The organism is Sphingomonas pituitosa NBRC 102491 (assembly GCF_001598435.1).
Taxonomy (GTDB): Bacteria; Pseudomonadota; Alphaproteobacteria; order Sphingomonadales; family Sphingomonadaceae; genus Sphingomonas; species Sphingomonas pituitosa.
In genome coordinates this window covers 482,550-509,056 of sequence record NZ_BCYY01000001.1, presented here as the reverse complement: position 1 = coordinate 509,056, position 26,507 = coordinate 482,550, and the positions used below count along the sequence as shown (strand labels likewise).

Here is a 26,507-nt window from a genome sequence, read left to right as displayed (position 1 = left end):
ATGGTAGCCTATGGTCTCATCGGCTCCGCTTTTTTTCCAGGTTGTTGCTGAAACGCAACGCGCCGGAGCTCGGCGGATGCGAGCCCCGGCGCGAACCGGTCAGCCAGCGTGGTCCCGGGCTCAGCGCGGTGCGGTGAACCCGCCGATCTCGGCGATCGCCAGTTTCGGCTGGGGGAGCGCGGTTTCGGCGAAGCGCAGCCGCAGATAGCGCGCGGGCCGGGCGTTCGTGAAGGCGATGCGCTGGGTCGACAGCGCATAGGCGATGTTGCCGAACTCGCCGTCGGCGGCCGGCTCCCACCGCGTCGCGTCCTGGCTCGTCTCGGCCTGATAGCCCTTGGGCGGGGCCGAATCGGTCATCACATGCCGCGACGGCGTGAGGCTGAACCCGGCAAGTGTGGTTTCGCCACCGAGGTCGATGGTCACCTCCACCGGCGCGCCGCCCTTGGGCGCGGGGACCGTCCAGATCGTGCCCGGGTCGCGATCGAGCAGCTTCTCGGCGCCGGGCGCGGGGGCGGCGGCGATCTTCCAGTTGCGGGTGTCGATCACGGTCGGGTCCGAGGAAACGATCGGCGCGACCGGTACCGGCGCGACCGAACGGAACAGGGCGAACTCGCTGATCGCCGGGCAGGCCGGTGCATCGAGGATGCGCAGGCGTACGCGACGCGGCGCGATCGGCTGAGGCAGGCGGAGGATGCGCTGGGCGGAGATGCATTCCTTCTCGGCGAGCTGCTGCCATTTCCCGTCGATCTCGGCGTCGACCGCGAAACGGGTGACGCGCACGCCCAGCGGCAGATATTCGCGCAGGCGGATCACGTCGAAGCGGGTGCCGGGCTTGAGGTCCAGCGTCAGCGTCGGCGTGGCGGCGCCGTCCGACGTCGTCCAATAGGTCTCGCGATTGCCGTCGAGCACGCGGGCGGCTTCGAAGCCCGGCCCGCGCGTGGCGCTGGCATGGGCGACTGCGCCCTTGGCGAGATCCTTGGCGAAGGTCGCGCGGATCGCGTCGCCGAAGCTCTTCAGGATCTTCACGTCCTGGTCGGCGATGCGGCCGCGGCGATCGGGCGGCAGGTTGAGGTTCAGATTGGTGCCCCGACCGACCGATTCGTCGTACAGCTGGACCAGACGCTCGGGGCTCTTCACCCGCGAATCCTCGTCGGCGTGATAGAACCAGCCGGGGCGGATCGACACATCGGTCTCCGCCGGCCACCAGAGCGCGCCCCCGCGCACGCCCGAATTGCCTTCGCTCTGCACATAGGGGTGGTTGGGCATGGTCGGCCAGCAGGGATCGCCCGCCACGCCGTCCTCGTTGCCGACCCAGCGGATATCCGCGCCGAGCGGATCGAAGGTGCAGGCATCGGGCTGGAGCTGGTGGACGAGGGCGACGATCGAAGGCCAGTTGTAATAGGCCGGGGCGTCGATCTTCCGCGTCTCGCGCGCGCCGCCGTAATAGCCGTCGCCGCCATTGGCGCCGTCGAACCACACTTCGAACAGCTTGCCATAGCGGGTGCACAGCTCGGTGAGCTGCGCGCGGTAATAGGCGATATAGCCCGGGCGGCCATACTCCGCATGGTTGCGGTCCCAGGGCGAGAGATAGACGCCGAACGGCAGCCCGGCACGGGCGCAGGCATCGGACATCTCGCGGACGATGTCGCCCTGGCCGTTCTTGTAGGGGCTGTTGCGGATCGAGTGCTCGGTCAGCGTGGTCGGCCACAGGCAGAAGCCGTCATGGTGCTTGCAGACCAGGATCAGGCCCTTCAGCCCGCCCGCCTTGGCCGCCGCGACGATCTGGTCGGCGTTGAAGTCGCTGGGATTGAAGGTCTTGGGATCCTCGTCTCCATAGCCCCATTCCTTGTCGGTGAAAGTGTTCATCGAGAAGTGGATGAAGGCATATTGCTCGCGCTGGTGCCATTTCCACTGGCGCGCCGACGGGGTGGCGCCGAACGGCTTGGGCGCGGGCGTCTTGCCAGCGGCGGTGGTGGCCGCCTGGGCGAGCGCCGGGGTGGCGAGACTGGCGGCGACGAGCGCGCGGCGGGAAAGGGTCGTCATTTGCGTTCTCCGGAGAGGGGTTCGGGAATGAGCCAGGTCTCGGCGACCTGATGGCCGCGGCCGCTGCCACCCATGCCAGGGGGCCGCGTCCAGGCGAGATCGAGCGTGCCGCCGCGCGTGGCGGCGGCGGGGATGGCGAAGTCCACCGTCATCGGGTTGGTCGTGCGATCGAGCGGCGGGTGGATCTCTATGCGGCCATTGGCGACGAGGCGCATCGGCAGCCAATAGTCCTCGCCGGCATAGGTGGCGATCAGGCGGTAGCGGCGCTTGCGGTCGAGCCCGGTGTACCGAAGCCGCAGCGGCGCGTCGTAGAGGCTCTCGGCATAGCTGATCCATGACATCCGCCAGCCGTCGTTCGGCACGCGGTCGGCGATGCCTTCCACGGCGCCGTCGAACCGCAGCGGATCGTTGATCGGGCTGCTGCCGCGCACGAGGTGCGGGGCGTGTCCTGGGTCGCCGAGATCGTCGTACAGCGCGCCTTCGCGGGCGCGTTCATGGTCCGCCAGTTGCGCCGGCGTGCGGGTGGCGAGCTGGCGCTCGATCCAGACGCGGTCGTTGAGATCGACATCCACGCGATCCAGATTGGCGCCGCGTTCGATGTTGGAGGCGCCGTACAGCTTCACGCTGAGCTGCAGCCGTGCCCCCTGCCACAGCCGGTCCGCCAGCGCGAACAGGCGGGTGCGGAGCGCAGGCGCGGGGGCAGGATCGGGCCTGGCGAGCAGCGCACGGGCAGCGGCGGCGTCGGGCGCTGCCAGCGCCGCGGCCTCGCGGGCGCGCGCGGAGATAAGGCGGTGACGGACGATGGCGTCATACACCGCCCGGTAGCGCAGCGCGTCGATCCGCCAATCGGCCCAGGGCGCGGGCTTGAGACCGTCGACCAGCGCCAGCGTCGCGTCGATCCCGGCATTGACGGCGGGATCGCCGATCCAATTGTCCTCAAGTGCGAACAGGGTCCGGGCACCTGCGGGATCGCCGAGGAAGTCGTGCGCATAGTCCCGCGCGAACGCCTCCGGCGTGACCTGCGGGTCCCAGCCGAGGCGGAACCACAGGAACTGGTTCGCATCGTCGTTCACCCCTTCGGAGTAGGTGACGAAGCCGCTGGTGCCGGGATCGAGATGCCGGAACAGCGCGGTCATCGCGCGAGGCCGCGGATTGATCGGCTCGCGCCCCTCGGTGAGCGCGAAGGCGGGGCTCCAGCGATCGACCGGCACCTGCGCGTGCATCGTGTGTGCGATGTCGGGATAGAGCAGCAGCTGGTAGCCGGCGGCCAGATGCCGCCGCTGGACGGCCACCGGATCGCGCGTTTGCGGTCCCGCGAAGATGCCGGTCAGCCAGCGGGGGCGGCGGGCGAGCTGGGCGTAGAAGGCGTCCAGCCCTGCGGCATCGAAGCCCTGGGTGGAGATCCACACACTGGCGGCGGGATTGCGCGTGCGCAGCGCCGCGGCTTGCGCTGCCACCAGCGGGAAGAGGTTGGGGGGGGCCGCATGGCCGGGATCGCCGCCGGGCACGTAGAGCGCATCCACGCGCGGCAATTCGTCCAGCAGCGTGCGGAAGCGCGCGAGTTCCGCATCGCGCTCGGCCTGCGTCGCATAGTCGTGGAGGTTCGGATAATAGAGCGCAAAGTCGATCCCCAGCCGGTGCGCAATGGCGCCGATGCCGCGCAGCGTTTCCAGCGGCGGGGCGGGGAAGAGCGGGCTGGTGGCGTCGTCGTCGGAAACCGGGGCAATCACCTGCACGCCGCTGGCGCCCCACAGCGCGAAATCCTCGACGCGGCGACGGAACATCGCCTGCGTCCAGGCATCGTAGCTGTTGTTCTTGGCGCGATAGCCGATCTGGGTGAGCCGCACGGGCCGCGCCGGCGCGCTGTCATAGCGCAGCGGGCGGGCCCCGGTGCGCAGATACCAGCCGGCGCCATAGACCAGCCCGCGTGTGCCCCGGGCGGTGATCACCAGCGTGTCGCCCAGGCTGCGGACGGCGAAGCCTTCGCGGGGCAGCTTTTGCGGGGCCAGTGTCCGCCAGGCCTTGCGGCGGGACGCGGGGAGGGCGGCTTCCACCTTTGCCAGCGGCGCGAGCAGCACCCGCGCGCAGGGCGCCTGCCGCTCGGCCAGCCGCGTGCGCAGCAGTTCGGCCGCCACCTCGCCACCGGCGCCGGCGGCGACGCAGGGCGCCGTCGACAGGAGCGCGGCGGCGAGCAGCATCAGGCCGGCGTGCGGCCGTTGGAGGGCGGACGGTCCGCCGGCGCGCGCCCGAACGCCGGGTTGGGCTTGTCCGACATGGTGAAGCGCAGCGTACCGCCCTTCACCAGATCGGCGTGCGCGATCCAGCTCTTGCGCCACGGCTTGCCGTTCCAGGTGACCGCGGCGACATACGGCGTGTCCGCGCGGTTGCCGGGCGCCTCGATCACCAGCTTCTTGCCCGCGCCGACGGTTACTTCCGCCCGCTCGAACAGCGGCGAGCCGAACACATAGACCGCCTGGACCGGATCGACCGGATAGAAGCCCAGCGCCGAGAAGACGAACCACGCGCTCATCTGGCCGCAATCGTCGTTGCCGATGATGCCGTCCGGATCGTTCTTGTACATCTCGGTGCACAGCCGCCGCACCATCGCCTGCGTCTTCCAGGGTGCGCCGGCATAGGCGTAGAGATAGGCGGCGTGCTGGTCCGGCTCGTTGCCATGGGCGTACTGGCCCACCAGCCCCGAAATGTCCGGCGGGGCATTGTCGGGCAGCGTCGAGGGCGCGTTGAACAGCGCGTCGAGCTTCGCCTCGAACTTTTGGTCGCCGCCGATATGCGCGATCAGCCCATAGACGTCGTGCTGGTTGAGGAAGGTCGCCTGCCAGCCATTCGCCTCGGTATAGTCGCGCCACCAGGGCTTGGGCATGTGGCCGAGCTGGATCGGATCATAGGGCGCCCACCAGCTGCCGTCGGCGAAGCGCGGGCGCGCGAAGCCGATGCTGCCGTCGATCACGTTGCGCCAGTTGCCCGAACGCTTGGCGAGCCGATCGGCATCGCCCTTTTCGCCGATCGCCGCGGCGAGATGCGACGATGCCCAGTCGTCATAGGCATATTCCTGGGTGCGGCTGACGCTCTCGAACCATTTGTCCGCAGGCACATAGCCCATGCGATCGTAGAGATCGCGGCCCTTGCTGTTGTCCTTGTCCGGCGCGGTGAAATCGAAGCTGCGGCGGCGGATCGCCGGCCACGCGGCGGCGTAATCGGCCGCGATGCCCTTGGCCTGCGCCTCGGCGAGCGGCACCACGCCGTGCCAGCCGATCATCGTGCCGGTTTCCTTGCCCTGCAGCGGCCAGACGAGCGGGCCATAGGGGGACTGGGCGGTCTGGCGGATCAGGTCGTCGACCAGCGACTTGGTGCGATCCGGCGCGATCAGGGTGAGCAGCGGGTGCAGCGCCCGGTAGGTGTCCCACAGCGAGTAGCTGCTGTAGGCCGCGCCGCCCTTCGGCACCGTGTGGATCTGCCCGTCCATGCCGAGATAGCGGCCGTCCACGTCCGAGAACAGCGTCGGGGCGAGCTGGGAATGGTACAGCGCGGTCGTGAGGATGGTTCGCTGGTCGGCCGTGCCGCCTTCGACGCGGACGGCGTTGATCGCCGGTTGCCACCGGGCGGTGGCTTCGCGGCGGGTGCGATCGAAGTCCCAATGTCTCGCTTCGGTGACCAGATTGGCGCGCGCCCCGGCGACATCCACCCCGGAGATGCCGCAACGCACGAGAATCGGGCCGTTTCCGGCATCCGAATAGTGGAGCACCGCCTTCAATCGCCGCCCGGTGACCTTCTTGCTGCCCGCGGGCTGCGCGGCATCGTCATCGCCGTAAAAGGTGATGCGATCCGGCTGGCGCGAAAGCTGGAGCGCGAAGAAGATCTTGCGCCCCTTTGCCCAGCGGAAGACTTGTCGCTGACCGGTGATCGTGCCGTCCGGCGCCACTTCCATCATTGCGTCCGCGATCAGCGGCGGGCTGTCCGAACTGTCCAGTACCAGATGCGACAGGTCAAGCAGCAAATGGCCTGCACCGGCCGGGAAAGTGTAACGATGCCAACCGGTTCGCTCGGTAACGGTCAGTTCTGCCTGCACGCCGTTCGCCAGCGCGACCCGGTAATAACCGGGTTCTGCATGCTCGTCCTGGTAGCGCTGGCGATAGCCGCTTTCCGGCTTTTCGCGCGTGCCCGGCTGCAGCATCACCGGGCCGCGCCCGGGGGCGACCAGCAGATCGAGCATGTCGCCGATGCCCGTGCCGGACAGATGGGTGTGCGAGAAGCCGAGGATCGAGCCGTCGCTGTGATAATAGCCCGAGCAGGTTTCCCAGCGCTCTACCCCGGTGTCCGGGCTGAGCTGCACCATGCCGAACGGCAGGGTCGCGCCCGGATAGGTATGGCCGGTCCCGCCGGTGCCGATGAACAGATTGGGTGTGGTGCTGCCGGCCGATTTCGCCAAGGCGGTTCGCGGAACGCCAGCAGCGGCAAGGCCGATCGCGCTGGTGGCGAGCAGGCGGCGACGGGAGAGGATCACAGCGTTTCCTGAAGAAGCTTGGGCTGGACCGCAGCCAGATGGAGGAGCAGTTCGCCGAACAGGCCATTGGCCCAGGCGAACCAGTCGCGGGTGAATTTGGCGGGGTCGTTCTGGTCCACCGCCTCGTGAATGAAGCCGGTGCCTGCATCGCTATTGCTAAGCATTCGCAAGATATTGCGAAGCGTTCGCACATCGCCGTCATGGCTGAAACCGCGCATGATCAACGACATGGGCCAGACGTGCCCCAACCCGACATGCGGCCCGCCGATCCCCTCGACCACGTTGCCGCGTGACCAATAGGGGTTGGCATCGCTCCACGCCGCGGCTGCCGTGCGCTGCCACAAGGGATCGTCGCGATCGACGCAGCGCAGATAGGCCAGGCTGGAGAGTGACGGCACATTGGCGTCGTCCATGAAGATGGCGTTGCCGAAGCCGTCCACTTCAAACGCGATCACCTCGCGACCGTCGCGCAGCCGCATCGTGCCATAGTCGCGGAGTGCCGCGGCAACCTCGTCGGCCAGTGCCTTGGCGTCGTTCGCCAGCGCTGCATCCTGCCGCACCGCGATCGCCAGTACGGCCAGTTCCCGCAGCGTCGCGACGGCGAAGTAATTGGACGGAATCAGAAAGGGATAGACGCAGGCATCGTCCGAGGGGCGGAAGCCGGAATGGATCAGCCCGACCGGACGGCTGGGCGGGCCATAGCCGTCGAGCATCAGCGTCTCGGTCGGCCGGTCGCTGCTGCGCAGGAAGCGGTACGGGCCGGGCCCGTCCTTGCGCTGCTGCTCGCGGAAGGTGCGGAGGATGGTGCGCGCGGACTCCGCCCATTGCGCGTCGAACGGCGTGGTGTCGCCGGTCGCCTTCCAATAGTCGTGTGCCAGGCGAATGGGATAACAGAGGCTGTCGATCTCCCATTTCCGTTCGGCAACGCCGGTCTTCATCTCGGTCTTGTCGTGCAGCGCCCAGCTCAGTTCGGTGCGGGCATTGGTTTCTTCAAGGAAGGCGTTGGCATAGGGATCGAGCAGGATGCACCGCGCCTGCCGGGCGATCAGGCCCTGGTACAGACGGCGCAGATCCGCGTCGTCTTTCGCAAGATGCAGATAGGGTCGCACCTGCGCCGAGCTGTCGCGCAGCCACAGCGCATCGATGTCGCCGGTGATGACGAACGCATCGGGCTTGCCGTCCACCACGCCCATCTTCACCGTGGTGTCGAGCGTGTTGGGATAGCAGTTGCCGAACATCCAGCGCAGCTTGGGATCGGCGATCTGCTTGGAAACGCGTGCGATTTCACGCTCGACCGCCTTGCTGACGAAGCGGCGGTCAGCCGGCGCGGGGCGCTTGCTCACAAGGTCGGGCTTCCCGGCGGTGGCAAAGGCGGGCGTCGCGGCGAGCGCCAGGCCCGAGCCGAGCAGGGTGCGGCGATCGATCATTTCGGCAGCACCTGCGCGTCGCCGTTCAGGCTGAATTCGGCCCACCCACCGGCGCCGTCACCCGGCTGACCCCCGCCGATCCAGACGCGGTACGTGCCCGGCAGCACCCGGCGGGTGCCGTCGCGCGCGACGCTGCTGATGCTGCGCGGATCGAGCGTGAAGGACAGGCTGGCCGACTTGCCCGGCGCAAGGCTCGCGCGCTGGAAGCCGGCGAGCTGGCGCTGGAGTACCGGGGTGGTGAACCCACCTGGTTTGCCCGCATCCGGCGTGACGACATAGACCTGGGCCACTTCTTCACCGCTGCGGTTGCCCGCATTGGTGAGCTTCGCGCTGACCTGCACCGGCTGGCCGATGCCGGCGGCCTTCACCGCCACGTCGCCATAGGCGAATTTCGTGTAGCTCAGCCCATGGCCGAAGCCCCAGAGCGGCTTGCCGGTGAAGTAGCGATAGGTGCGCTCCTTCATGCCGTAATCCACGAACGCCGGCAGGTCGTCGACCGAGGCGTAGAAGGTGAGCGGCAGGCGGCCCGAGGGGTTGTTCTTGCCGGCCAGCGTCTCGGCGATCGCGGTGCCGCCTTCCTCGCCAGGATACCATGCTTCGAGGATCGCATCGGCCAGCGCCGGATCGACCGCCACCGCGCTGCCGCTGGTGAGGACGAGGACGAGCGGCTTGCCGGTCTTGCGCAGCGCCTTGAGCAGCTCGAGCTGTGGGCGGGGCAGGGCGATGTCGGTCCGGTCGCCGCCGACGAAACCGGGGATCGAGACGCTGAGCGCCTCGCCCTCCAGATCGGGCGACAGGCCGAGCACGGCGACGATCGTGTCCGCGTCCTTCGCCACCGCCAGCGCCTGGGCAAGCATCGGCTCGGCCGGGGGCTGCCACATCAGGCGCACGCCGCCATCTTCGCTGCGATGGTCGATCTCCATGCGGAACTGCACCGCACGGCCGTCGCTGGCGAGCTTCACTGCCACGCGCGCCTTGCCGAGCGGGCCATCGTGAAGGAGCTTGCCATCGACCCACAGCCGCACCGCGTCGTGCGTGGTGCAGTCCTTCCAGCAGGCGGGGATGTCGATCTCCAACTCGTACTCGCCCGCGCCCGGGGGCGTGAATTCGCCGTTCCAGCGCACCGCGAAGCCGGTAGGGTTCAGCCCCGGCAGCGGCGCGGCGCGGGTGTAGTTGAAGTCGATGCGGCGGTCCTGCCGGGTGGCTACGGGCGTGCCGCTTACCGTCGGGCTGGCGAAATACTCGGCCTTCAGGCCAGCCTTGCCGTCGGCGCGGAAGGCGGTTTCGGGCATGATCACCGCGCCGGCCTCGGCCAGCTGCGAGCCCTGTGCGTACACCACCTTGTCGGCGCCGAACTGGCGGCGGATGCCGTCCAGCGGGGTCACCGGATCCTTGGCGGTGCCGTGGTAATTGCCCTCCAGCACGCCGATATCGTCGGCATTGGCGCCGATCACCGCGATGCGGCCACCCGGCGTCAGGGGCAGGCGGTCGCCGTCGTTCTTGAGCAGTACGATCGCCTTGCGCGCGGCCTCCAGCGCCAGCGCGCGGGCGGCAGGCGTGCTGCGCTGGCTGGGCTTGATCTTGCCCCAGGGATTGGCGCCGCCGAAGGCGATACCCAGCGCGCGGCGGGCATCCAGCGCGCGCTTCAGCGCCACGTCGATCTCCGCCTCGCTCACCAGCCCGCGCTTCACCGCTTGCGGAAGCGCGGCATAGGTGGTGCCGCAGTTCAGATCCATGCCGTTCTTGATCGCGGCGGCCGATGCCTCGGCGGCATCGAGGCTGAAATGGTGGAACAGGTGGATGTTCGCTACCGCGTCGCAGTCCGACACGGTGAGGCCGGTAAAGCCCCAATCCTTGCGCAGCCGATCGTTGAGCAGCCCACCCGAGGCGCAGGCGGGCGTGCCGTGGATCGAGTTGTACGCGCACATTACCGACTGCGCCTTGCCCTCGGTAAGCGCGAGGCGGAAGGCGGGGGTGTAGGTAGACTCCAGATCCTGCGGGCTGGGATCGACGTCGAAGCCGTCGCGGCCGGCCTCGGGGCCGCTATGCACCGCGAGATGCTTGGGCGTGGCGATCACCTTGGGATGCGCCGGGTCTGGCCCCTGCAGTCCCTGGATGAAGCCGATCGCGAGGTGGCCGGTGAGGAACGGATCCTCGCCGTATGTTTCCTGGCCGCGGCCCCAGCGCGGATCGCGGAAGATGTTGATGTTGGGCGACCAGATGGTGAGCCCTTCATAGATCTTGCGATCGGCGGTCACCGGTCGCGCATTGAACTTCGCGCGCGCCTCGGTGGCGACGGTGTCGCCGACCTTGTGGAGCAGCGGCACGTCCCAGGTCGCGGCGAGACCGATCGCCTGGGGGAACACGGTGGCATAGCCGTCGCGGGCGAGGCCGTGCAGGCCCTCGTTCCACCAGTCATAGGCGGGCAGGCCGATCACCGGATCGGCGGGCGCGGTGCTCTGCAGCTGCGCGGCCTTCTGCTCGATCGTCATCCTGGCGATGGCGTCGGTAACCGGATCGGGATCGCCGGCGAGGAGGAGCAGGGGAAGGAGGGGCATCAACGGGGTCCCAGCGTGCGAAGGGTGAGGGCGCGGGCGAGCGCAGCGGCGTTCGCCTCGGACGTGACGGTGAGCGTGCGGCTTTCGCCGGGCAGCAGGTCGAAGCCGTTGTCGCTCGGCTGTGCGACAGTGGTGCCGAAATCGAGCATCACCGCGCGGGCGAGCGCGCCGGCGGTGACCGTCACCTGCTTGCCCTGCCAGCGGACCGACAGGCGCGGGGCGGGATAGGCCATGTCCTTGGGGGCGAGCCGCTCGACGATCTGGCGCGAGACCGGCTTGCCGTCGATCCACAGCTCGGCAACGGCATAGCTCTGCGCTGGCGCGGCGGCGCCGAACAGATCGGCATCGGCGATCTTCGCGAGTTCGAGCGATCCCGACGAGAGATCGAACCTCGCCGCCTTTTCGCCCAGCGGCTTGCCGTCCATGGCGAAGCCGCGCACGCGCCATTCGGCGGCGATCAGCTTCGTTGCGTCGGATACCGCGGCGAGGCGGGTGGCGCCATCCTTGTGTTCGGCGACGATCGCCTGGGGCGCGAAGAAGCGGCGCGCCTCATACTGGAGCAGCTTCCACTGGCCGTCATAGTCGATGCTTGCCCAGCTGATCGCCGGCCAGGCATCGTTGAGCTGCCAGTAGAGCGAGCCCATGGTGATCGGCGCGCAGGCGCGGTGGTGGCGCGCGGCCATGCCGATCGCCTGCATCTGGTTCACCTGGGTGAGGTAGACCAGATCGGCGAAATCCGCGGGCTTGCGCAGCCGGGCATCGAGATAGAGCTGCAGGCGGCTATTGCCTTCGCCGGCCAGGAACTTCTGGTGCGCCTTGAGCACCAGGCTGTCGATCGCCAGCGCTCCGTTGCCCGCGAAACCGCGGATCGTCGACAGGTTCGGCATCGCCTGGAAGCCGTATTCGGACATGAAGCGCGTGCAGCTATCGAGATAGCGCTCGACCGGCTTGGAGCCCGACCAGACGTCCCAGAAATGGCGGTCGCCGTTCGCGTCGGTGTCGGTGGGGCCGGTGTAATCGGTGGACGGCGAGCCCGGCCAATAGGTGGTGCCGGGCGCTTCCTTCTCGACCGCCTGGCGCAGGGTGCGATCGAACAGCACGGCCATGCCCGCGCCGATCCGCTCCTGTTCGTCGGCGCCGACATTCTTCTTGAACGCCTTGCGATCGGACCAGTTTTCCCAGCCCGACAGGATCTCGTTGCCGCCGTTCCAGCCGATAATCGACGGATGCGGCTGGAGCCGGGCGACCTGCTGCTCGGCCTCGATGCGGACATTCTCGCGGAACGCCGCATCGGGCGGGGTGATCGAACCGCCGAACATGAAGTCCTGCCACACCATCAGGCCGAGTTCGTCGGCGGCGGCGTAGAAGGCGTCGTCGAGATAATAGCCGCCGCCCCAGACGCGGATCATGTTCATGTTGGTGTCGCGCGCATCGGTGAGCATCCGGCGCATCCGCGCTTCGGTCACCGCGGTCGGGAACATGTCGAACGGGATCAGGTTTGCGCCCTTGGCGAAGATGCGCAAGCCATTGATGCGGAAGCCGAAGCCGCCGCCCTGGGTGATCAGTTCGACGGTGCGCAGGCCGATGCGCTGCGCAACACGGTCGCTGACGGCACCGTCTTCCTCCAGCGTGGCTTCGACCTTGTAGAGCGGCTGCGCGCCATAGCCGGCGGGCCACCACAATTGCGGCTTGGGCAGGGTGAGCGGCACGCTGACGGCGTTCTCGCCCGCGCCGATGGTGAGGGTGCGGCTCGCCTCGACGGTCTGGCCGTCGGGGCCGGTGACGCGCGTGCGGACGGTAACCGCGCGTTCGCGGTCGCCGAGCAGCTTCCACCGCGCGACGAGGCGCGCCTCGGCGGGGTTGAGCGCTTCCTGATCGACGCGGAAACCGTCGATGCGGGCATCGTCCCATGCCTCCAGCCGCACCGGCCGCCACAGGCCGATCTTGACGAGGCGCGGCGCCCAGTCCCAGCTGTAATCGTACTTGGGCTTGCGGATGTAAGGCGAGGTCTGCTTGCCCTTGGGCTCGTCGCCAAAGGCGGAATCATATTCGCCGGGGAGCGGGAATTTCTCCGCCAGCACCATCGGCTGCAGCGTCTTGATCGGCGAGGCGATGGTGACGACCAGCTCGTTCGCGCCGGCCTTCAGGGCATCCTTGGCGTCCACCCGCCAGCGGCGATGGGCGTTGTCGGTCTCAGCCAGCTTCTGGCCGTTCAGCGTCACCGTCGCGAAGGTGTCGAGCCCTTCGAACACCAGGTCGAGATGGTCGCGCGCCAGCATCGCGGGCGTGACGGTGAGCGTGCGGCGGAACTGCCAGCGGGTGAGGCCGGCCCATTGGATCGGTGCCTCGTTGATGCCCTTATACGGATCGGGCACGCGCTTCGCTGCGATCAGGTCCTGCTGGACGCTGCCGGGAACCTTGGCCGGGAACCAGACGGCTTCCTTCGGATGCGCCTTGGCGGCATCGGCATCGCTGGGGTCGATGCGGACTTCCCACGCGCCGTCGAGCGACAGCGACTGGCGCGGATCGGCCCATGCCGGGGCGGCGAGGGCAAGCAGTGGAAGGAGGGCGAGCGAGCGAGCCTTCACTTGGCCGCCTCCGTCAGGACCACGCGCTCCACCGTGTAGAACGGATCACTGAGCGGGGATGTGAACTGGAAGCACAGATCCTCGTCGCCGTTCAGCTTGGGCAGCGTGCCGGTGAAGCGGAACTGCTGCGGCGAATGCGCGGGATCCGGCAACGGGAAGGTGCCGACGACGATCGGCTTGATCGTCTTGTCCTTGCTCGCGGCGATGCAGCGGGCGCTGACGATCAGCTCGCCATAGGTGCTGACGTTGTAGTGCGCGCGCACCTTGTTGAAGTCGTGCGCAAGGCCATAGTTGCGCGGCGTGCGGGCGACATCCACCGTGAAGCCGGTCGCCACGTCCAGCGGCGCGGCCGGATAGGCGGTGCAGGTGTCGAACAGGTTGACGTTGAACACCGGCGCATTCTCCTGCGCCTCGGCGTTCAGCGGCACGCGCAGGCCGAGCGCGCCCCTGGGGCAGGCGACCATGTCCGAACTGGTGCGGGTGAGCAGCGCGGCGCGGCTGGTGTCGAAGGTGCGCGGCGTCGCGGTCGTCACGCCCGACGCATCGAAGGCCGCGGCGGTGATCGTCGTGCCGGGCTTCAGCGTCAGCGGCGCCTTGTACACCGGCGACTTGGCCGTCGGCTGCTTGCCGTCGAGCGTGTAGCGGATCGTGCCGAAGCCGGTCTGGGTGGACAGCGCCACCTTGGCCTGGTTCGCCCGCAGCGCCTCGCCGCGCGTGCCCTGCAGCTTGTAGTCGATGGCGAAGGCGCTGTCGGCGACTTCCATGCCCGAGCGGCGCCAGCGTGCCATCTGCGGCTGGAGGCGGCTGACGAACGACGTGAAGTCGCGCTTCTCCTTGCCCGACCAGGTGATCTCGGCGATCGCCGCCGCGCGCGGGAACAGCACGTGCTGCACCTGGTACGGCGTGATCAGATACTCGCTCCACGCATTGCCCTGCGCGCCGAGGATGTGGCTCGCCTTGTCCGCATTGATGCCGACCGGCATCGGCTCGTACTTGTACACATCGGCCAGCGTCTGGATCGAGAGGCGGCCGGGCGGCTCGTCGCGGCGGTCGCTCTGCAGGCTGTCGAGATAGAGGGTCGGTGCCGGGGAAAGCACCACGTCATGCCCGGCATTGGCCGCTTCCACCGCACCCTTTTCGCCCCGCCACGACATCACCGAAGCCGAGGGCGGCAGACCGCCTTCGAGGATCTCGTCCCACCCGATCAGGCGGCGGCCATGCTGCTCCAGATAGGCGCCGAACTGGTCGATCATCCAGCTCTGCAACCCGTTCTCGTCCTTCAGGCCCAGTGCCTTGATCTGCGCCTGCACCTCCGGCGAGCGCTCCCACTGGTCCTTCACCGCCTCGTCGCCGCCGAGATGGATGTAGGTGCCGGGGAACACCGCCATCAGTTCGTCAAGGACTTCCTTGACGAAGGCGATGCCCTTGGGGCCGGGATTGAACAGATAGGGGTTCACGCCCCAGTCGTGCGACACTTCGGGTTGGTCGCCGAAGATGCCGAGTTCGGGATAGGCGGCGACCAGCGCCTGGGCGTGGCCGGGCAGGTCGATCTCCGGCACGATCGTCACCCCGCGCTCGGCGGCATAGGCGACCAGCGCCTTGAGCTGCTCCTGGGTGTAGAAGCCGCCGACCTTCGGACCCGGCGCGCCGCCGGTGCTCGGCGGAGTGCGCCAGCCGCCGATTTCGGTGAGCTTCGGGTAGCGCTTCACCTCGAAGCGCCATCCCTGGTCGTCGGTGAGGTGGAGGTGCAGCGTGTTGAGCTTCACCGAGGCCATCTGGTCGACCACGCCGTAGACGAACGCGATCGGCTGGAAGTGGCGGGTGATGTCGAGCATCAAGCCGCGCCAGCCGAAACGGGGGGCGTCCTCCACGTTCAGCGCGGGCAGCTTGACCGGCTTTCCGAAACCGTGATCGGGGCTGAGCAACTGGGCCAGGGTCATCGCGCCGTAGAGCAGGCCGCGGTCGCCCGAGGCGGCGATGCGTACGCCCTTGGCGTCGACGGTCATCCGATAGGCTTCGTCGCCCTTGATCGCGGCGTCACGCTCGAAGCGGATCGCGCCGCTCTCGCCGGGTGCTCCCAGGGTAAGACCACGCTCTACCTTCACATGGGCGGTGAGGAGCTTTGCCGCGGCGGCGGCGGCGGTGTCGCCTGCCGGTACGGCGATGGCGGCGCCATTCGCCACGGTGAAGCTGCCCTTGCCCAGCGTCACGCTGGCGGGGAGGGGGGTGAGCGGCGGCACGGTCTGGGCGATCGCCGTGGAGGACAGCAGCAACGCTGCCCAGCCGGAATGCCTTGCCTGCTTCAGAAACGCGCGCATCGGAAACTCCCCTCTCGTACGGCCGCCGAACGGGGCCGGAGCAAGGGTGTAACCAATTTAGATCCTATCGGGCAACAGGCTTGCGCGGGGCGACATAGTTCTTTGCAATTAACCCCTTGACCAAGTCGCTTGAGGCTGTTGGTATCATCGTACCAATGTAGGTCCGTAGGCGAACGTTTGCGCTGCGGGAAACTTGCGCTAGGCACGGCTGCTCCGGCTGGGCACCGGTGTCAGGCAAGGGGGGAGGACTGATGACGTTTTCGGATCAGATCGGCCGGTTTCGCGAGGGCAATCCGTCGCCGCTCTATCTGCAGCTGCAGCAACTGATCCGCGAGGCGATCAGCAGCAAGATATTGAGCCAGGGCGATGCGATCCCGCCGGAGCGCGACCTCGCCGTGGAATATGACGTGTCGCGCATCACCGTGCGCAAGGCGATCGGCGGGCTGGTCGAGGATGGCCTGCTCACCCGCCGCCGCGGGGCCGGCACCTTCGTTGCCGAACGCGTGGAGAAGAGCTTCTCGAAGCTGTCGTCGTTCACCGAGGACATGGCCGCGCGCGGCCGCGCGGCCAGCAGCAGCTGGATTGCGCGCTCGGCAGGCCAGGTGACGCCCGAAGAGGCGATGGCGCTGGGCCTGTCGCCGGGCGCCGGCGTGCTGCGCTTCTCGCGCATCCGCTTCGCCGACGGTGAGCCGATGGCGCTCGAATTCTCGACCATCGCCGGCTACTGCCTCGCCTCGGTCGATGCGGTGGGGGACTCGCTCTACACCGCGCTCGAAGCCGCCGGGAACCGTCCGGTGCGCGCGCTCCAGCGGTTGCGCGCGGTGCCGTTCCTCGGCGAGCACGCCAAGATGCTCGGCGTCGATCCGGGCCATGCCGGTCTGCTGATCGAGCGTCGCGCCTTCCTGCGCGACGGCCGCCCGGCCGAAGTGACCCGCTCCTATTACCGGGGCGATGCCTATGATTTTGTGGCGGAACTCAGCGACGTCTGAGCTTGCCCACCTAGCCTGATTTGGAGATTGCTGCATGGATCGTCGCCAGTTGCTGCTCGGCAGCGCGGGGTTGGGGGTGCTTGCCTCGATGGGCATGCCCGAGGCCGAGGCGGCCGCGCGCGCGGTGGAGGGCGACGGCTTCCCGATGCCCGCGCCTGGGACCGCGCTGCTGCCGCGCCTGCCGGACGGCGACCCCACGCGCACCCGCATCGAGCGCGGCTGGCGCTTTCATGAGGGCGATGTCGCGCCGGCGCCGCTCAAGGACCACGACGATACCTATGGCAGCGTGAAGGCCGGCAATGCCCGCGGTGCCGCTGCGCGCGATTATGACGACAGCGACTGGCCGGAGGTGCGGCTGCCGCACGATTGGGCCTCGTTCCAGCCCTTCGAGAAGACCGCCAATGTCTCGCAGGGCTATCGCAAGCGCGGCATCGGCTGGTACCGCCGCCGCCTGACGCTCGACCCCGCCGATCACGGCAAGACGATCGAGCTGCATCTCGATGGGGTCGCGACCAACGCGACCGTGTGGGTGAACGGCAGCGTCGTCGCGCACAGCTGGTCCGGCTACGCCAGCATCCTGATCGACATGACGCCGTTCGCGCGCTTCGGCGAAGAGGACAATGTGATCGCGATCCGCGTCGATGCCGAGGCGATGGAAGGCTGGTGGTACGAAGGCGCAGGCCTGTATCGCCATGCCTGGCTGGTGCGCCGCGCGCCGGTGTCAATCGTCACCGACGGGGTACATTGCGACCCGCGCAAGACCGACAATGGCTGGCAGGTGCCGGTGACGGTCACGCTCGGCAATATCGAGCGAGCGCCGGTGGGGGTGACGATCGAGGCCGAACTGCTCGATCCGGCGGGCAAGCGCGTCGCGATTGCCACCACCGCCGCCACTGCGCTGGTGCTCGACCATGTCGAGGCCTCGCTGACGATTCCGGCGGGCAACCCGCAACTTTGGTCGGTCGAGGCGCCGACGCTGTACACCGTCCACACCCGGCTGCTGCGCGACGCGAAGCTCGTCGACGAGCGCCGGACGCAGATCGGCTTCCGCACGGTGCGGTTCGATGCCGACAAGGGGCTGTTCGTCAACGACAAGCCCGTCAAGCTAAAGGGCGTGTGCATCCACCAGGACCATGCCGGCACCGGCGTGGCGCAGTATGATGCGCTGCTCGGCTGGCGGCTCGAGCGGCTGAAGGCGATGGGCTGCAACGCGATCCGCATGTCGCACAATGCGCCGACGGCCGAGTTGCTCGACTGGTGCGACCGGATGGGCTTCCTCGTCATGGACGAGAACCGCCACTTCAACCCGGCGCCCGATTACCTCGCCCAGCTTGCCTGGATGGTGCGGCGGGATCGCAACCATCCCAGCGTGATCCTGTGGTCGGTGTTCAACGAAGAGCCGATGCAGGGCACCGAATCCGGCATCGAGATGGTCCGCCGCATGGAAGCCGCGGTGCGCAAGCTCGACGACAGCCGGCCCGTGACCTCGGCGATGAACGGGTCGTTCTACAATCCGTCGAACGTCTCCTCGGTCGTCGATGTGATGGGCTTCAACTATTACCAGGGCGAGTACGACAAGTGGCACGCGCTGAACCCCGCGCGGCCCAGCACCAGTTCCGAGGATACCAGCGCGTTCGAGACGCGCGGCGCCTTCGCCAGCGATCCCGCCGCGCATGTCATCACCTCGTACGACGAAGAGCCGGCGCCGTGGGGCAATACCCATCGCAAGGCGTGGCAGCTGATCGCATCGCGCGAGTTCATCGCGGGCGGGTTCGTGTGGACCGGCTTCGACTATCACGGCGAGCCGACGCCTTATGAATGGCCGACCATCGCCAGCTTCTTCGGCATCATGGACCTGTGCGGCTTCCCCAAGACCGCGTTCGGCATCCACAGCGCCGCCTGGATCGACGATGCGCCGGTGGTGTGGCTGGCGCCGCACTGGACCTGGCCGGGCAGGGAAGGGCAGACCATCAAGGTGTTCGTCGCCTCCAACGCCGATAGCGTGACGCTGCTGCTCAACGGCAAGGTGATCGGCACGCAGAAGGTCGATCGGCTGCAGGGCAATGAATGGCAGGTGCCCTATGCGCCGGGCCGGCTGGAGGCGCAGGCGATGCGCGGCGGCAAGGTCGTGGCGCGCATGGTGCACGAGACCGCCGGCAAGCCGGTCGCGCTGCGGCTCACGCCTGCCCGCACCGTGATGGCGGGCGATGACGAGGACGTGCAGCCGATCACCATCGACGCGGTCGATGCACAGGGCCGGCATGTGCCGACGGCCAATCTGATGACCAACTTCACGGTCGATGGCGCTGCGATCATCGGCGTGGGCAATGGCGACCCGAACTGCCACGAGCCCGAGAAGGGCAACGCCCGCTCGCTGTTCAACGGCCTTGCGCAGATCCTGGTGCAGGCTGGCACCGGTCGCGGCAAGATCGCCGTGCGGGCGACCGCCGAGGGGCTGAAGCCGGCGCTGCTGACGATCGACCGCGCCGACATCGCGCCGCGCGCGCAGGTGGGCGTGACGCCGCCGCTGATGGTGCTGGGCGACTGGCGGCGCTCCGCGGTGACGGCCGAGAAGCCCAGGCCTGGCCTCGTGCCCGACAACAACAGCTGGGCGTTCCTGCGCAGCGCCATGCCGACACCCGCCGAGCCGCAGCCGGGCTGGCGCGTCTACAACAACCGCCTCACTCCCTGGAAGCGCATCGCGGCCGAGGGCGGAACGCTGCGCTTCGCCGGCATCGGCGGCCGCGCGGAACTGTGGGTGGATGGCAAGAAGCTCGCCGAGAAGACCGATCCGGCCCCGGCGCCGCTGGAGGCCGCGTTCCCGGCCGGGGCAGGGCAGCGGACGGTTGAACTGATGGTCGAGGCGCCGGCGGGGCAGGCGAGCGGGTTGCTCGGCAAGGTGACGCTGACGCCGCGGTAAGTGGACGGGTATATCCTCCCCCGCCAGGGAGAGGTGTGCCGCACAGCGGCGCGGAGGGGGAGGATGCGCGAACGCTGGCGTCGCGTTTCCTACCTCCGTCGCCGTCGCTTCGAGCGTGGTGGAAGGCGCGCGCGTGCAGAGACTTGCGCTGTGCCGATGACCTATCTTGCCCTAGCTACGATCAGCAGGGCCCGTGCCAGTACATGTCTTGCCCCAGCGATGACCAGCAGGCGGGCAGCATCCCAAGATCCCGCTTATCCGGTGCGAAACCATACCCCGAGCCGCCGTCGAAATATCGCTTGGTGGTGATCTCAACCGCTCCTTCCCGCACAATGACATTGGCGGGGTGCAGCGCTGCGATCTCGTGCGGCCATTGGCTTTTCGGGACGGCTCCCGGACGGTCTGTGTAGCGTGCCAGAAGATGTCGGGATTCCGCAGCGATGGCCCGCAGTTCCGCTTGATCATGGGCCGGGTGCGGAAAGGCTGCGTATATCGCGACGGCAGCAAGAAGCGTGACCACCACAACGCCGCCCACCCATGTACGCATCCGGCTTCTCCAGAAACTGGTTGTGAAGAAGCGTAGCAGCGTGAGCGGGCGCAGCAAGGTCCGCGCTCCGCCTCATCGGCAGTGGCGCGGACCGGCCGATCACCCCCGCAGCGCCGCCAGCGCCGCCTCGTCGCCCAGCAGGTGCAGTACCTTCGCCGTGGGGCGGGCAACCCCGCGCAGGCCCAGTGCCAGCAGCGCGTCGCCATCGACGTCCGCCGGATCGGTCAGCTCGATGCGCAGGCGATGGTCGTGGGCACTCACCGATACGATGTTGCTCGCTCCGCCCAGCGCTGCCAGCGCCGCCGGTTGCAGCGCCATCGGCAGGTCCTGCGCCGGCGCCTTTGCAACCGGGGCAACCGGTGCCGCCACGCCGCCGCGCGCGGTCGCGTCGCGGATCTCGACCGCCACCACATCGGCGATCGGGCCCAGCACCACCTGCAGCGCGCGCTCCGAGGGGCGCAGGATGCCATGGGCGCCGAGCGCCTTGAGCGCGGCATCGTCGACCGTACCCTGATCGGCGACGATCAGGCGCAGGCGCGTCGTGCAGGCGCCCACTTCCACCAGATTGGCCGAACCGCCGAGCGCGCGGGCAAATGCTTCCCCGCGGCTGGAGGGGGTGGCACCGCTGGCGGCTTCCACGGCCACCGGTGCCTCGGCTTCGCGGCCGGGCGTCTTCAGGTCGAAGCGGCGGATCGCCCAGGCGAAGATGCCGTAGTACAATGCGAAATAGACCAGGCCGACGGGGAGCAGCAGCAGCGGCTTGGTCGCCTTGCCGAAGTTCAGCACATAATCGAACAGGCCGGCCGAGAAGCCGAAGCCGAGCTTCACGCCCAGCAGATCCATCACCACCATCGCCACGCCGGTCAGCACCGCGTGAACGACGTAGAGGATGGGGGCCAGGAACATGAAGCTGTATTCGATCGGCTCGGTAACGCCGGTCAGCAGCGAGGTGAGCGCGAGGCTGAACAGCAGGCCGCCAACCGCCTTGCGACGCTCCGGGAGCGCGGCACGGTACATGGCGAGGCAGGCCGCGGGCAGGCCGAACATCATGACGGGAAAGAACCCGGCCATGAACGCGCCCGCGCTGGGGTCGCCCGCGAAGAAGCGGCGCAGGTCGCCCGTCGCGCCGTTATAATCGCCCTGCACGAACCAGAACACGTTGTTGAGGATGTGGTGCAGGCCGGTCACCAGCAGCACGCGGTTGAGCACGCCGAAGGCGAACAGCCCGAAGCTTCCCGCACCCGAGATGCCGCGGCTCAGCCCGTCGACGCCCGCGCTGATGTGCGGGAAGCCGACGCCGACGACCACCGCGATGGCAAGGCCGGCGAGCCCGCTGACGATCGGCACGAAGCGGCGGCCGCCAAAGAAGGCGAGATAGGAGGGCAGCTTGATCGCCGAGAAGCGGTTATAGAACACGCCGCCGATCAGGCCGGAGGCAATGCCGATCGGCACGTCCAGCCGGGCGACCGCCTTGGCCTTCCAAGCCGCGACGGCGAGCGCCGCCTGGTCCTTGGCGAGGCCGGCGCCGACATCGGCAGGCACGGCCAGCAGGCTCTTGCCCGCCTCGGTCGAGACGAGGAAGCAGACGATGCCGGCGAGTGCGGCGGCACCGTTGCCGTCCTTGGCATAGCCGGTCGCCACGCCGATCGCGAAGAGCAGGCCCAGATGCGAGAACAGCGCGTCGCCGGCGGCGCTGACGAACGCGATGTCGAGCAGGTCGGGCTGGCCGAGGCGCAGCAGCAGGCCGGCCACCGGCAGCACCGCGATCGGCAGCATCAGCGCGCGGCCGAGCGGCTGGAGCGTTTCGAGGATCTGCTTCATGCGGTGAATTCCCGAGCAAGGCGGCGGACGTCGGCAGCGGTGGCGCAGGCCAGCGCAGCGGTGGCATGGGCGCGGGCGCGCTCCAGCGTGAGGGTGGAAAGCAGCGCCTTCACCTCCGGCACCACCGAGACAGTGGCGGAAAGCTCGGTAACGCCAAGGCCGATCAGGATCGGCACCGCCAGCGGATCGGAAGCGAGGCCGCCGCACACGCCGACCCAGCGGCCCTTGGCGGCGGCGCCGCGGCAGGTGTCGGCGATCAGGCGCAGCACCGCCGGGTGCAGCCCGTCGATGCCGCTGGCAACTGCCGGGTTCCCGCGGTCCATCGCCAGCGTGTATTGCGTCAGATCGTTGGTACCGATCGACAGGAAGTCGGCCTCGGCCGCCAGCAGATCCGCGGTCGCGGCGGCGGCCGGCGTCTCGACCATGATGCCGAGCTCCACCTTCTCCTCGATGCCGAGCTCGCCGCGCAATCGGTCGAGCACCGCGCGGACGGCACGCAGCTCGCCGACGCTGGCGATCATCGGCAGCATGATCTTGGCGACGCCGATCGGGCGCACGCCGAGGATCGCGCGGAGCTGGTCCTCCAGCACCTGGGGATGGGCGAGGCCGACCCGGATGCCGCGCAGACCCAGCGCCGGGTTTTCCTCCGCCGCGATCGGCAGATAGGGCGCGGGCTTGTCCCCGCCGATGTCGAGCAGGCGGATGATCAGCGGGCGGCCCTGCAGCGCGTCGGCGATCGCCTGATACTCGGCGGTCTGCTCGGCGACGCTGGGCGGGGTCTCGCGATCGAGGAACAGGAATTCGGTGCGCAGCAGCCCGCTGCCCTCGGCACCCGCGGCCACGGCGCGCTCGGCATCGCCGACCGAGCCGAGATTGGCGAACACTTCGATGCGGGTACCGTCGGCGAGCTTGGCCTCGGCGCCTGCGGCCGCGCGGGCGGCCGCGAGCGCGGCGGCACGGGCGTCGACGCGGGCCTGCGCCTCGGCGCGCTGGGCCTCGCCGGGCGCGACGCGCAGCGTGCCGGCACCAGCGTCGAGGATCAGCGTCTCGCCTTCCTCGATGGCGCGCAGCGGCGACCCCATCGCGACGAGCGCGGGGATGCCCAGGCTCGCGGCGAGGATCGCGACGTGCGAGGTCGGACCGCCGCGCACGGTGCAGAATCCGCGTACCTGTGCCGGATCGAGTGCGGTGACCTGCGACGGCAGCAGATCGTCGGCGAGGAGAATCGTACCGTCGGGGAAGACGAGCGGCGCGTCCTGCACGCCTTCGATGGCGGAGACGACGCGGCGCTCCAGATCGACCATGTCGTCGGCGCGCTCGGCGAGGTGCGCGTCGCCGCTCTGGCGGAACAGCTCGGCCTGCGGACGAAGCGCCTTGCGCCACGCCTGGCCGGCGCTGGCGCCATCGACGATCGCCTGGCGTGCGGCTTCCAGCAGCTCCGGATCGTCGAGCATCGCGCGGTGCGCGGCGAGGATCGAGCGCATCGGCCCGGCGGCATGGCTCAGATCGGCTTCGATCGCGCGGACGACGCGGGCAAGGCCGTCCTCCAGCCGGGCGCGCTCGAGGCTTGTGCCCTTGCCGATCGGATCGATGGTGAGTTCCGGCAGCCGGAAGAAGCGGGCGGTGCCGATCGCCAGGCCGGGCGCGGCGGGGACGCCCGCCAGCAGGCCCGGCTCGTCGGAAACCGGCGCGGCGACCGGAATCGCGGCGGCGGGCGCCGGCACGGCAGCCGGGTCGGCCTTCTCGCCCATGCCGCTCTCGATCAGCGCGGCGAGCGTCGCCGCCGCCTCGTCGGCGCGGCCGCCCTCGGCGGTGATGCGGATCGTGTCGCCCAGTTTGATGCCCAGCGTCATCAGCCGCACCGGGCTGCGCGCGTCGGCGCGCTGATCGCCCTTGCTGATCGTCACCTTGGCGGCGAAGGGCACCAGCACTTCGCGCAGCTTGGCGGCGGGGCGGGCATGGATGCCGTGCGCGAGCGGGACGATCACGGTGCGCGTCGCGATTTCACCCACGATGTCGGTGGCCGCCTCGGTCGCCACGACGCTGCGCTGGATCGTGAAGATCGGCTCACCGGGCGCGACCAGGCCGCTGCCGCGCTTGGCCGTGAGGTTCAGGCCGTCCTGGCTGATCAGCAGCACCGGCGTCACGATCGAAGGTGCGCCGCATACCACCGCGTCGAGATCGAAGCGGATCAGCACGTCGCCCGCGCGCACCTGATCGCCCACCTTCACCTGCGGATCGAAGCCTGCGCCGGCCAGCTGCACCGTATCGATGCCGATATGCATCAGAAGTTCCACGCCGTCGCCGGCGCGCAGGGTGATCGCGTGGCCCGTGGGCTGCAGCACCGTCACTTCGCCGTCGCAGGGCGCGTAGAGGCAGCCCTCGGTGGGGTCGATCGCCACGCCGTCACCCAGCATGCGCTGGGCGAAGACAGGGTCGGGAACCTCTTCCAGCGGCATCAGCCAGCCGGCCATCGGCGCGCCGATGGCGATGGCCCCGGCCGTGGCGTCGTCATGGGAAGAGGGCGGCGCGATCGTGCTCAGGGCGGGTCTCCGAGGGCTCAGGGGAAGCGGGTTGCGCCGATCCAGCACCCGGCGGGCTGGAAGTCGCGGGTCATCTGCACCCAGTCAGCACGCTGGCCGGGGGCAAGCGTGCCGCGTTCGTGCGACAGACCGAGGAAGGCGGCGGGGCTGGCGGCGGCCATCATCGCGGCGTCCTCGGGCGAGGTGCCGACGCGGGTGACCATGTGGCGGAACGCACCCGTCATATCGAGCGCCGAACCGGCCAGCGTGCCGTCGACGCCGAGCAGACGGCCGCCCTCGACGCGGATATGCTGGCCGTGCAGGTCGAACGACGTCATGTCCGAGCCTACATTGGGCATCGCGTCGGTGACCAGCAGGAAGCGATCGTGCGGGCGGGCGGCGAGGGCTATGCGCAGCGCCGCGTCATGGACGTGGAAGCCGTCCGGGATGATGCCGCAATAGGCGGTCTGGTTCTCCAGCGCCGCGCCGACGACGCCGGGCGCGCGGTGGAGCAGCGGCGACATCGCGTTGTAGAGATGGGTCACGCCGGTCATGCCCGCATCGAACGCTGCCACGGCAGTTTCATAGGGGGCGTCGCTATGGCCGATCGCGAGCAGCACGCCCGCCTCCGCCAGGCGGCGGACATTGGCAAGGTCGACCATCTCGGGCGCCAGCGTCACCAGCACCTTGCCGCGGCGCGGGCGGCTGAGCAGCTCGACCATCGCGCTATCCAGGCCGCGGAATTTGTCGGCATCGTGGATGCCCTTGCGCGCCTTGTTGAGGATCGGGCCCTCGATATGCACGCCGACAACGCCCGGCACGCCGGCTTCGATCGCGGCATCGGCGGCGTCGAGCGCCTTGCCGATCACTTCGGGCACGTCGCTGATCAGCGTCGGCAGGAAGCCGGTGGTGCCGAACTTGGCATGCGCCGCGCCGATCGCGGCAATGCCTTCCACCGTAGGGGCGTCGTTGAACAGCACGCCGCCGCCGCCATTGACCTGGACGTCGATGAAGCCGGGGACGATCCAGCCGCCGTCGAGGTCGATCGTGTCGGTGCCGGCGCCGTCCGGAGAAATCGAGACGATGCGGCCCTGATCGACTTCGATAACCGCCTCCGGCAGCGTGCCGGCAGCGGTGACGATATGGCCGTTGACGAAGCGGAAACTGCTCATCGAGTCTCGGTCACCTTGCGGAGATACAGCGGTGCGTCGGGATTGTTGCCGCGCGCGAGCGACAGCGCGTTGACCATCGGGTAGAAGCTCTGGACCATCAGGATCGGTTCCAGTGCGGGGTGGCCGACGATCACCGGCAGCGGCGAGGCATCGCCCGCCTTGGCGTCGGCGAGGCAAACGCGGGCGCCGCGCTCGGCGAACTCGGCCGACGCTTCGCGGACGCTGTCGCCGGCCGCGTCGGACGTGCCGAAGGCCAGTACGGGGAAGCCGTCGCCGACGATCGCCATCGGGCCGTGGCGGACCTCCGCGGCGCTGAATGCCTCGGCGTGCAGGCTGCAGGTTTCCTTGAACTTCAGCGCCGCTTCCTGCGCGACGGCGAAGCTGTAGCCCCGGCCGATCACGAACAGGTTGGTTGCGTCGCGCAGCGTGTCCACGACCGGGCTCCAGTCGAAGTCGCGCGCCTGTTCCAGCTGTTCGGGCAGCGCTGTCAGGGCCGCGCCCAAGGCTTCGTCCTGCGCCCATTCGGCGACCAGCGCGGCGAAGGCGGCAAGGGCCGTGATGTACGATTTGGTCGCCGCGACCGAGCGCTCGGGCCCGGCCTTCAGGCCAATGGTGGTGTCTGCCATCTCGGCGAGCGGCGACTCCTCGTCATTGACGAACGCCACCACGCGGGCACCGGCCTGCTGATAGGCCTTCACCGTGGCCAGCAGGTCCGGGCTGCGGCCGCTCTGCGAAACCGCGATGCACAGCGCGCGGGCGGTGGAGACGGGCGCCGCGAAGACGGACGCCACCGACGGCGCCGCGGATGCCACGGGCACCCCGATCATCGTCTCGATCAGATATTTGCCATAGGTCGCCGAATGATCCGACGAACCCCGGGCGCAGGTGACGACCAGCGCCGGCGGGTTGGCGCGCAGCTCGCGCGCGAGCGCGGCGATCGCTGGGCCGTTGGCGTCGAGCAGGCGGCGGACCGCTGCACCGGCTTCGGCAGCCTCCGACGCCATCAGCGTCGCACCGCCCGCGGGCTTTTCGATTTCAGCGATCATGTCCCCCACTGCCTCCACTGGCTATGACCGAGTC

Annotated in this window: 14 protein-coding genes; 2 read left to right on the top strand and 12 right to left on the bottom strand. The window is 69.0% G+C overall.

Features of this window, described 5'->3' with window-relative positions; all coding sequences use genetic code 11:
* Positions 1-120 precede the first annotated feature (120 nt).
* From SPI01S_RS02285 to SPI01S_RS02255, 7 genes are read right to left on the bottom strand one after another with little or no spacing between them, the layout of a single operon-like run.
* Complete coding sequence (locus tag SPI01S_RS02285) at positions 121-2,043, bottom strand: alpha-L-fucosidase (RefSeq protein ID WP_066717391.1); 1,923 nt, start codon at positions 2,041-2,043, stop codon at positions 121-123.
* Positions 2,040-4,241, bottom strand: a complete 2,202-nt coding sequence (locus tag SPI01S_RS02280) for a hypothetical protein (RefSeq protein WP_066717385.1) — start codon at positions 4,239-4,241, stop codon at positions 2,040-2,042. Before SPI01S_RS02280 ends, SPI01S_RS02285 begins: the two co-directional genes overlap by 4 nt.
* Positions 4,241-6,562, bottom strand: a complete 2,322-nt coding sequence (locus SPI01S_RS02275) for a GH92 family glycosyl hydrolase (RefSeq protein ID WP_066717719.1) — start codon at positions 6,560-6,562, stop codon at positions 4,241-4,243. Before SPI01S_RS02275 ends, SPI01S_RS02280 begins: the two co-directional genes overlap by 1 nt.
* On the bottom strand, positions 6,562-7,992 hold the full coding sequence (locus SPI01S_RS02270; protein WP_066717383.1) for a glycoside hydrolase family 125 protein: 1,431 nt from the start codon (positions 7,990-7,992) through the stop codon (positions 6,562-6,564). Before SPI01S_RS02270 ends, SPI01S_RS02275 begins: the two co-directional genes overlap by 1 nt.
* Positions 7,989-10,550, bottom strand: coding sequence for a glycoside hydrolase family 3 C-terminal domain-containing protein (locus SPI01S_RS02265; RefSeq protein ID WP_066717380.1), 2,562 nt, complete (start codon positions 10,548-10,550; stop codon positions 7,989-7,991). Before SPI01S_RS02265 ends, SPI01S_RS02270 begins: the two co-directional genes overlap by 4 nt.
* Positions 10,550-13,138 (bottom strand): beta-mannosidase, encoded by a 2,589-nt coding sequence (locus SPI01S_RS02260; RefSeq protein WP_066717377.1) that lies wholly within the window; start codon positions 13,136-13,138, stop codon positions 10,550-10,552. The genes SPI01S_RS02265 and SPI01S_RS02260 overlap by 1 nt, the downstream gene beginning before the upstream one ends.
* Positions 13,135-15,456: a beta-N-acetylhexosaminidase gene (locus SPI01S_RS02255; RefSeq protein WP_066717375.1), complete on the bottom strand. Its 2,322-nt coding sequence runs from the start codon at positions 15,454-15,456 to the stop codon at positions 13,135-13,137. The genes SPI01S_RS02260 and SPI01S_RS02255 overlap by 4 nt, the downstream gene beginning before the upstream one ends.
* A 251-nt stretch (positions 15,457-15,707) precedes the next feature.
* On the opposite strand from SPI01S_RS02255, the gene SPI01S_RS02250 reads away from it, so the two are divergent.
* Together SPI01S_RS02250 and galA are read left to right on the top strand one after the other, a co-directional pair.
* Entirely contained in the window at positions 15,708-16,445 is a 738-nt protein-coding gene (locus tag SPI01S_RS02250; protein ID WP_066717373.1) for a GntR family transcriptional regulator, read from the top strand.
* A gap of 34 nt (positions 16,446-16,479) precedes the next feature.
* Complete coding sequence (gene galA, locus SPI01S_RS02245) at positions 16,480-19,365, top strand: beta-galactosidase GalA (RefSeq protein ID WP_066717370.1); 2,886 nt, start codon at positions 16,480-16,482, stop codon at positions 19,363-19,365.
* A gap of 181 nt (positions 19,366-19,546) precedes the next feature.
* Here the strand turns inward: galA and SPI01S_RS22090 are convergent, their stop codons facing one another.
* The 5 genes from SPI01S_RS22090 to SPI01S_RS02225 all read right to left on the bottom strand — a co-directional run bounded on the left by SPI01S_RS22090 (position 19,547) and on the right by SPI01S_RS02225 (position 26,473).
* Complete coding sequence (locus SPI01S_RS22090; RefSeq protein ID WP_157084518.1) at positions 19,547-19,969, bottom strand: hypothetical protein; 423 nt, start codon at positions 19,967-19,969, stop codon at positions 19,547-19,549.
* 42 nt (positions 19,970-20,011) lie between these two features.
* Positions 20,012-21,733, bottom strand: coding sequence for an N-acetylglucosamine-specific PTS transporter subunit IIBC (gene nagE, locus SPI01S_RS02240; protein ID WP_066717368.1), 1,722 nt, complete (start codon positions 21,731-21,733; stop codon positions 20,012-20,014).
* Positions 21,730-24,207, bottom strand: coding sequence for a phosphoenolpyruvate--protein phosphotransferase (ptsP, locus tag SPI01S_RS02235; RefSeq protein WP_066717365.1), 2,478 nt, complete (start codon positions 24,205-24,207; stop codon positions 21,730-21,732). Before ptsP ends, nagE begins: the two co-directional genes overlap by 4 nt.
* 86 nt (positions 24,208-24,293) lie before the next feature.
* Positions 24,294-25,427 (bottom strand): N-acetylglucosamine-6-phosphate deacetylase, encoded by a 1,134-nt coding sequence (nagA, locus tag SPI01S_RS02230; RefSeq protein WP_066717363.1) that lies wholly within the window; start codon positions 25,425-25,427, stop codon positions 24,294-24,296.
* On the bottom strand, positions 25,424-26,473 hold the full coding sequence (locus SPI01S_RS02225) for an SIS domain-containing protein (RefSeq protein WP_066717351.1): 1,050 nt from the start codon (positions 26,471-26,473) through the stop codon (positions 25,424-25,426). Before SPI01S_RS02225 ends, nagA begins: the two co-directional genes overlap by 4 nt.
* Between the last annotated feature and the right edge of the window lie 34 nt (positions 26,474-26,507).